This is a genomic window from Lachnoclostridium sp. (assembly GCF_031997925.1).
GTDB lineage: Bacteria > Bacillota > Clostridia > Lachnospirales > Lachnospiraceae > Lachnoclostridium.
The window spans coordinates 1-4423 of the sequence record NZ_DAMADT010000012.1 but is presented as its reverse complement, the minus strand read 5'-3'; the positions used below and the strand labels follow the sequence as shown (position 1 = coordinate 4423).

General features: G+C 34.4%; 4 protein-coding genes. All 4 read left to right on the top strand.

The window, feature by feature from the left end; genetic code table 11:
* Positions 1-50 precede the first annotated feature (50 nt).
* Genes RTP52_RS09755 through gnpA form a run of 4 tightly spaced genes read left to right on the top strand, consistent with a single transcriptional unit; the run spans position 51 to position 4213 of the window.
* Positions 51-941: a carbohydrate ABC transporter permease gene (locus RTP52_RS09755; protein ID WP_312370901.1), complete on the top strand. Its 891-nt coding sequence runs from the start codon at positions 51-53 to the stop codon at positions 939-941.
* Between the two features lie 14 nt (positions 942-955).
* Positions 956-1840: a carbohydrate ABC transporter permease gene (locus tag RTP52_RS09750; protein ID WP_312370898.1), complete on the top strand. Its 885-nt coding sequence runs from the start codon at positions 956-958 to the stop codon at positions 1838-1840.
* 7 nt (positions 1841-1847) lie between these two features.
* The gene (locus RTP52_RS20545; protein WP_442913532.1) at positions 1848-2036 is read left to right on the top strand and encodes a DUF6903 family protein; all 189 of its coding nucleotides are present in this window, start codon (positions 1848-1850) and stop codon (positions 2034-2036) included.
* Positions 2037-2041: 5 nt separating this feature from the next.
* Positions 2042-4213, top strand: a complete 2172-nt coding sequence (gene gnpA, locus RTP52_RS09745) for a 1,3-beta-galactosyl-N-acetylhexosamine phosphorylase (protein WP_312370895.1) — start codon at positions 2042-2044, stop codon at positions 4211-4213.
* Positions 4214-4423: the final 210 nt, after the last annotated feature.

Sequence of the window (4423 nt, the reverse complement as noted above, 5' to 3'; positions counted from 1 at the left end):
AAAACCCCCGCCGTTATCTTTATTATGTTTAAAAACTGAGGAGGTTCCTTATGAAGAAATCGAAAGACAGAAATTGGTTTATTGTACTTTGTGTCGCTCCAGCAACAATTCTTTTTTTCATTTTTATGATAATTCCTACATTCAATGTTTTTAAAATGTCTTTATACAAATGGGGAGGTTACTCCGCAAAAAAAACATTTGTAGGATTTAATAATTTTAGATTACTGCTGAATGATATGAAGTTTATACAATCCTTTCAAAATACAGTAATGTTAATCGTAATTGTGTGTGTTGTCACTATAGGTATTGCGCTTATTCTTGCATCTATACTTTCTAGAGAGAAAGTAGTATGTAAAGGGTTATTTCGAGTTATATTCTATGTTCCAAATGTACTTTCCATCGTCGTAATTAGTGCTATATTCAGTGCAATATATGATGCTAAGAATGGCATGCTTAATAGTCTTTTATCTATTTTTAGAGTGGGTAAAGAACCAATCTATTGGTTAGGAGACCAAAAAATAGTACTGTTTAGTATAGCCGGTGCTATGGTTTGGCAGGCAATAGGATATTATATGGTAATGTATATGGCAAGTATAGCTAGTGTGCCTGAAAGTTTATACGAGAATGCTAGTCTTGAAGGGGCTAGTAAAATAAAGCAGTTTTTTGAAATTACAATACCACTAATATGGCAAAATATTCGAACAACACTTACGTTTTTTATTATTGGTAGTATCAACATGAGTTTCTTGTTTGTTAGAGTAATGACAAGTGGTGGACCAGACGGCAGTACTGAAGTATTCCTAAGTTATATGTACAAACAGGCGTATACAAATTCTAGTTATGGCTATGGTATGTCAATTGGGGTTGTAGTCTTTATTTTCTCATTTGCATTAAGTGCCATAGTAAACCTTATTACCAGACGTGACCCGGTTGAACTTTAAGAGGTGAAAGAGATATGAGGAAAAAAATACATGTACCACAGCACTTGTTTAAGATTATTACATATATAGCGCTGATTTTATTGGCAATGGCTATTGTTGTACCAGTGGCTTGGAGTTTTATGGCAGCCTTCAAACAAAACCATGAGTTCTATGGAAATCCTTGGATACTCCCTGAAAAACTTTATTTTCAAAACTTTGTTTCTGCTTGGGAAGAAGCAAGAATGGGTGAATTTATGCTTAATAGTGTAATCACAACCATACTTGGATTATTAATGCTATTAATTACTGCATTGCCGGCAGCTTACGTATTAAGTAGATTTAATTTTAAAATTAAAAAAATCTTAAGAGCTTTGTTTATGGGAGGGTTATTCATTAATATAAATTATATTGTTGTACCCATTTTTCTCATGTTTGCTGATGCAGATAGATGGTTGAAATCAGTAGGATTGAAAAGCTTTTTCTTAAATAATATATTTGTTTTGGCAGTAGTGTACGCAGCAACTGCACTACCATTTACCATTTATCTTTTATCATCCTATTTTATAACGATACCAAAGGCTTATGAGGAAGCAGCCTACATAGATGGTGCAGGATACCTAAAAACCATGATAAAGGTTATCTTTCCAATGGCAAAGCCAAGTATCATAACCGTTATTCTATTTAATTTCTTGTGGTTCTGGAATGAGTACATTATTGCAATAACTTTACTTACAGATCCAAAGGGTGCCAAAACATTGCCTGTGGGATTAATGAACTTGATGAAAGCACAAAATGCGGCAGCGCAATATGGTCGGATGTATGCTGGCCTTGTACTAGTTATGGTTCCAACGCTTATTTTCTATATTTGCGTACAGAAGAAATTGACACAAAGTTTAAACATAGGTGGATTGAAAGGATAGGTGAATTATGGAATATATAATAAAAAAAATTAAAATAATAATCGCTGTTTCCTTTTTAATCATCTTTTTAAGTCTTATAGTTCTAGGGCATAACAATATCGGATATACGGGACTCGGGCAGATGATGATAGGTCTTATAGGCATATTAATCTTGCTATTTATTTACAATAAAGGCGCAAATAGTGGAGGAAATTAATTAAAATGAATGATAATAAAGTGACATCAGGACGCGTTACGATTCCTACAGATACCGATGTAGTGCAGGAAACACTCGAACTATTAGATGTATTAGGTGCAGATGCAATAAGGGATTGTGACGGGACAGATTATCCGGAAGAATTAAGAAAAGTGGGCGCTAGGGTATATAGTACTTATTATACAACTAGAAAAGACAATGTATGGGCTAAGGCGAATCTGGATGAGGTACAGCAGTGTTATATTATGACAGAGATACATACTGCTGTGAAAGATACATTGACCATCTGTCTATTAAAAGGAATTTCGTCTGAGTTGATGCAAGTTAACGACCGCGATGATATAAAACGATGGTGGGAAGTAATCGATAGAAGTACTGGTAAAGTGGTTCCAACAGATAATTGGAGATATGAAAGCATAAGTGGAGAAGTTATAATAGAGCCTGTGGATCTTTTTCATAATTATACAGTAAGTTTTTTAGCATATCTAATTTGGGATCCGGTTCATATGTACAATGCAGTCACAAATAGTTGGGAAGACTTCGAGCATCAGATTACGTTTGATGTTCGTCAACCGAAAACCCATGAATATTCTATGAAACGGCTTCGACAATTTATTGAGGAGCATTCCTATGTTGATGTAATTAGATATACTACCTTCTTTCACCAGTTTACCTTGATTTTTGATGACATGAAAAGAGAAAAGTATGTAGATTGGTATGGTTATTCTGCCTCAGTTTCACCGTATATATTAGAACGATTTGAAAAGGAAGTGGGTTATACCTTTCGACCTGAATACATCATTGATCAAGGCTACTATAATAATCAATACCGTGTACCAAGTAAAGAATTTAAAGACTTCCAAGCATTCCAACGTAGAGAAGTAGCAAAAATAGCGAAGGAAATGGTTGATATTACCCATGAATATGGAAAAGAAGCAATGATGTTCTTGGGTGACCATTGGATTGGAACGGAACCTTTTATGGAAGAATTCAAAACAATTGGTCTTGATGCTGTGGTAGGTAGTGTTGGAAACGGTACAACGCTTCGTCTGATCAGTGATATTGAAGGCGTAAAATATACAGAAGGTCGTTTTTTACCTTACTTTTTTCCAGATTCTTTTTATGAAGGTGGCAATCCGGTAAAGGAAGCAAAAATTAACTGGGTAACAGCGAGAAGAGCTATTTTACGAAAACCAATTGATAGAATTGGATATGGAGGATATCTAAAACTTGCTTTAGGATTTCCAGATTTTATTGAATTTCTTAAAAGTGTTTGTAATGAATTTAGACTTCTTTATGAAAATATTAATGGTACGACACCATATTGCGTTAAAACTGTAGCTGTTTTAAATAGTGTTGGGAAAATGCGTGCATGGGGAGCGCATATGGTTCATCATGCAGTATATCACAAGCAAAACTATAGTTATGCAGGTATTATTGAGGTACTTAGTGGGGCACCTTTTGATGTGAGATTCATTAGTTTTGATGACATTAAAAACAATGAGGAAATATTAAATGATATCGATGTGATTATCAATGTTGGGGATGGTGATACAGCGCATACTGGCGGAGTAGCTTGGGAAGATGCAGATATTACTTCTGCTATAAGGAAATTTGTCTATAATGGTGGAGGTTTTATTGGGATTGGTGAACCAGCGGGACATCAATTTGAAGGCCGTTATATTCAGTTACAGGATATATTAGGAGTTGAAAAAGAAACCGGCTTTACTTTGAATTATGATAAGTATAATTGGGAAGAAGAAAAGTCACATTTTATTTTACAAGACTGCAATCATGATATTGATTTTGGTGAGGGTAAAAAAAATATATACGCACTTGAAGGAACTAAGGTTTTAGTTCAAAAGAACAAAGATGTACAGCTTTCGGTAAGAGAGTTTGGTAAGGGAAGAGGCGTATATATAAGTGGACTTCCGTATAACTTTGACAACAGTAGATTATTATATCGAAGTATATTATGGAGTGCAAATGATGAAGAAAACCTTTACAGATGGTTCTCTTCTAACATTAATGTAGAAGTACATGCTTACTTGGAAAACAATAAGTACTGTGTTATAAATAATACTTATGAACCACAAAAAACAACGGTTTATCGTGGCGATGGTAGTAGCTTTGAGTTGAATATGGATTCGAATGAGATAATTTGGTTCGAGATATAAGTACCACTGGGGGAAACTCCTGATTAAAGTGTGAAAAGATGGATTGATTTAGGTCAGTCCATTTTTTTTATTGGCAGAAAGCATAAGCTAGATGACATTTATTTCAAATGTATGGTAGAATAAGGTATATTGTGACTTAAAAAAAGAGGTGAGATGATGACGAATCTGGAATTTTAGTACTTTCCATCATCTTAGTTATAGCGGTAGGGG